The sequence below is a fragment of the Neisseria sicca VK64 genome, from assembly GCF_000260655.1.
In the GTDB taxonomy this organism is placed as follows: Bacteria; Pseudomonadota; Gammaproteobacteria; order Burkholderiales; family Neisseriaceae; genus Neisseria; species Neisseria sicca_B.
In genome coordinates this window covers 1-4,067 of the sequence record NZ_AJMT01000054.1, presented here as the reverse complement: position 1 = coordinate 4,067, position 4,067 = coordinate 1, and the positions used below count along the sequence as shown (strand labels likewise).

Sequence of the window (4,067 nt, the reverse complement as noted above, 5' to 3'; positions counted from 1 at the left end):
ATCTGCCTTGACGCTGATGCAAACCCTCAAGCACAACCTTCCCGACACCCTCGTCATCGGCATCAGCCATCAATCTGAAATCCAAGCCTTGTTCGGACGTAAAGTTAATTTAAAACCACTCGACGAACTTGCAAACCGTTCAGATTAGTAATATAGTTCTTTCTGACTAGTTTCATAGTTCTTTAGGGTTACTTTTAAAACTCCTTGGATAGCCTCCGCCAGCTCCCGGCAGGAGGCGTTTTTTTGCCCGCAGTTTTTTGCCTGCGCTTAAGACATTGAATTTCAAAGCACCCGGCCAATATCAACCGCACTAAAAAAGGTCGTCTGAAAAACATTTCTGCTTTTCAGACGACCTCTTGCCATATCCAAATTCAAATAGAGAAATCTTCGACCACCGGCGTATAAAGAATACGGTCCACCACATCCCGCGTCAGCTTCGGCGAGAACATTTCGATAAAATCGTAGGTATAACCGCGAAGATAAGTATCCGAGCGTACTGCAATCCAAATGGGCGAAGGCTCAAACAGATGCGCTGCATCGACCAATTCCAAATCCGCATCCTTCTCCGGATCAAATGCCATCTTCGCCATCAACCCGACCCCAAGCCCCAGTCGGACATAAGTCTTCAAGACATCCGTATCCGCTGCCGACAACACCACATCCGGATTATCCAAATGCGCCTTATTAAAAGCACGCGCAATACTGCTGCCCTGATTAAATGCAAATTCGTAAGTAATCAGGGGAAACGAAGCCAAATCCTCAATACTTAAAGGATTCATACATTCCAACAAAGGATGCTCTTTCGGCACGATGACCGCATGGTTCCATTCATCACACGTCAACTTGCTCAGTTCGGGATGATCGTCAATCCGCTCCGTCACAATCGCAATATCCGCCTCGCCATTGCTGACCATTTGCGCAATAGCAGCAGGGCTCCCCTGCTTGATCGTCAGATTGACCCTCGGATAACGCTTCACAAAATCCGCCACAATCAAAGGCAGCGCATAGCGTGCCTGCGTATGCGTCGTCGCAATCGTCAGAGCACCGCTGTCGTGATCGGTAAACTCGCTGCCGATATTCTTAATATTTTGGACATCGCGCAAAATCCGTTCCGAAATTTCCAACACCGCCTTACCCGGCTGGGAAACAGACACCACACGCTTGCCGCTGCGTATAAAAATCTGCACCCCCAGTTCTTCTTCCAAAAGGCGGATTTGCTTGGAAATACCCGGTTGCGAAGTAAATAGCGCATCCGCAGCCTCAGATACATTCAAATTATGGCGGTACACCTCCAACGCATACCGCAATTGCTGTAATTTCATAGGTAGTCCGGTTGTATTGTGTTTGTATGTTTTATACGACAAGCGGCACATAATTTAACATATTTTGCCGGATTTGTCGGACATCCAAAAAACACACAAGGAAGTTTTTGTTTTCAATAAAACTATACATATAAACTATGAAAACCGTCTTTACAGCACGCAAACTCTTGTTGCGTTTACGCAACTGCAAATAGAAACAGACCCGAATTTCCTGATAAATAAATGACACAAGCTTGATTTTTAGGCATGATTCACCATTAGGAGGCAAGCAGTTTCATGTTTTTATCAAGGCATCGAGTATTGACAGTCTGTACCATGCTTCTTTATAGTGCAAACTGATATATCCGATTTGCCGCTGTTTTATGCTGCGGCCTGTATATTGGTAATTTGCTGCGGCTGCTTCCTGTATCCGCCGCATAACAATTTTGATGAGGGAATAAAATGACCAAACAGCTGAAATTAAGCGCATTGTTCGTTGCATTGGTTGCTTCAGGCACTGCAATGGCAAGTGAAGCGCACACCAAACACGGCTACACCGTAAGCAGCCAATCTCAAGAAGTCGTCCGTAACAACTACGGCGAGTGCTGGAAAAACAGCTACTTCGACAAAGAAACCCAAGGTCGTGTCGAATGTGGTGACCGCGAAGCGGTAGCCGCAGTTCAACAAGCTCCCGAATACGTTGACGAAACTGTTTCCCTGTCTGCGAAAACCCTGTTCGGCTTCGACAAAGACATCCTGCGTCCTGAAGCTCAAGAAAACCTGAACAGCCTGGCCCAACGCCTGAGCAACGAAAACGTACAAACCGTACGTATCGAAGGTCACACCGACTTCATGGGTTCTGAAGAGTACAACCAAAACCTGTCTGAACGTCGTGCCAACGTAGTGGCCAACTACTTGGTAGGTCGTGGCGTTCCTTCCAGCAAAGTTTCCGCTACAGGTCTTGGCGAGTCTCAAGCTCAAATGACTGCTACTTGTGAAGCAGAAGTAGCAAAACTGGGCAAAAAAGTATCCAAAGCCAAAAAACGCGCTGCTTTGATCGCATGTATCGAGCCTGACCGTCGCGTTGATGTGAAAATCCGCAGCACTGTTACCAAACAAGTTGCCCCGGGTCAAACAATTGAAGGTCAAGGCGAACGTCCTGCAGTGGATGAAGGCTGGATTCCTTCTCCATACAACGGCGTACACGGCTACGCTAAGCCTTAATCGAAACATCCCAGAAACCCCGCTTCCCTGCGGGGTTTTTATTTTGTCGGATTAACGTTGATACAAAGGTCGTCTGAAAAATCGAGATTTGGCTTCTTTTCACTTTGCCACAACTTCCCCTTCAGACGACCTAGATTTTCCTCATGAATCCTTTTCTACCTCTTCTCTTCTCGATCAATCTATCTGATAGAAGCTGAAAATTTCGGTATCAACCCGCCATATATCGCCGTCACCATTTGACACAGATAATAACCAAATACAAAAAATTAAAAAGCGTACAAAAGCAAAAGGTCGTCTGAAACCAGAAAACCTGTTTTCAGACGACCTTTATTTGCAATACCGTTTACCGGAAGATTATTTCTTCGAGCCGACGAATGCGCCTACCGTATTGCCGCTAGAGAATCCGCCTGCAACTTCCGCTGCATTTTTGCCAAAGAAACCGCCTTTGACTTGGGTCGCACCGGATTGTTCAAACTTGTTGCCGCTAATTTGGGCATTAACAGCAATGTTGTCGCCAAATTTAGCATCACGAGAGATAGTGCCTGTTAATTTTTTACTGTCAAAATTGGCAGTCAACTCTGTGCGGGTAATATCGTAATTTGCGCCGCTATGCATAGAGGCAACGCTGGTGTTGTAATGAACTTGCCCTTTAGGCAGCTCGGCTGCGGGCGTAAAGTGTCCGCTGAAGAAAGCTTGTTTTTTGCCGTTAACTTCCAACACGCCGGCAGTAGCGTTTGCTGAAGCGGTATTGACCAAGAATTTCTGTACGGATTTCGGCTCGCCGGATGCAATTCCTGAAATAAAACCAGGGACTTTGCCTTTCCAATTATTCAAAGAAATACCGCCGCTTTGGGTCAGATCAAAATCCACTCCGTCAACGCGGATGTGTTTGATGTTGCTATTATCGATGGCAATGCTATTACCGCCAACTGTTTGCTGTGCAGCGGTAGGAACCGCCGGAGTAGCAGGAGTTTTAGGAGCAGTAGGCGTTTTACCCGTCTCAGGTTTTGCAGGAGTTGTCGTTGATGGGGGAGTTGCAGGCTTCTGCGACGTTGATGGGTTGCTTGGACCTGCGTTAGGCGTAGATTGTGAAGAAGGAGTGGAATTTCCACCACCGCCCCCACCTCCGCAGGCAGCCAAAGTTGCTGTACAAATCAATGCAAGTACTTTTTTCATGTCGTATCATCCTTTTTTAAATTGAATCTCGAAGTTTCTGTATTCGGGAACAAGTCTTGATTGTGCTTGCGATGCACCTGAATCAATGACTTAGACATTTTATACTAAAAAGGTAAGTCGACCCATATGTAATAGTTAATTCAAGTAAATTTACAAACAAAATATAACTAAATTATGACTAAGTTAACAATTTATTGGCAGGAAACACATAAAATCAACTCACTTTTTCAGACGACCTGCATTTTCCTCATGAATCCTTTATAATCTCTTCCTTTATAAATCAATATCTTTCGAAAGAAGCAAAATGCCCGATTTCCGTCAAGATTTCCTCAAGTTTGCGCTGGCACAGAATGTATTGAAATTCGG

The 4,067-nt window shown here is 45.5% G+C and carries 3 protein-coding genes; 1 reads left to right on the top strand and 2 read right to left on the bottom strand.

Annotated features, from left to right (window positions below):
• Positions 1–371 precede the first annotated feature (371 nt).
• Positions 372–1,322 (bottom strand): CysB family HTH-type transcriptional regulator, encoded by a 951-nt coding sequence (locus HMPREF1051_RS03405; RefSeq protein ID WP_003759222.1) that lies wholly within the window; start codon positions 1,320–1,322, stop codon positions 372–374.
• 441 nt (positions 1,323–1,763) lie between these two features.
• Here HMPREF1051_RS03405 and HMPREF1051_RS03400 point away from each other — a divergent pair, with 441 nt between their 5' ends.
• Complete coding sequence (locus HMPREF1051_RS03400) at positions 1,764–2,525, top strand: OmpA family protein (protein ID WP_003759227.1); 762 nt, start codon at positions 1,764–1,766, stop codon at positions 2,523–2,525.
• A 354-nt stretch (positions 2,526–2,879) separates the two neighbouring features.
• On the opposite strand, the gene HMPREF1051_RS15090 is transcribed toward HMPREF1051_RS03400, so the two are convergent.
• Positions 2,880–3,701 (bottom strand): transferrin-binding protein-like solute binding protein, encoded by an 822-nt coding sequence (locus tag HMPREF1051_RS15090; RefSeq protein ID WP_231286249.1) that lies wholly within the window; start codon positions 3,699–3,701, stop codon positions 2,880–2,882.
• Between the last annotated feature and the right edge of the window lie 366 nt (positions 3,702–4,067).

Excerpts from the sequence above, each read along its gene's own strand:
- HMPREF1051_RS03405 (WP_003759222.1), bottom strand. The coding sequence starts at position 1,322 with ATGAAATTACAGCAATTGCGGTATGCGTTGGAGGTGTACCGCCATAAT.
- HMPREF1051_RS03400 (WP_003759227.1), top strand. The coding sequence starts at position 1,764 with ATGACCAAACAGCTGAAATTAAGCGCATTGTTCGTTGCATTGGTTGCT.
- HMPREF1051_RS15090 (WP_231286249.1), bottom strand. The coding sequence starts at position 3,701 with ATGAAAAAAGTACTTGCATTGATTTGTACAGCAACTTTGGCTGCCTGC.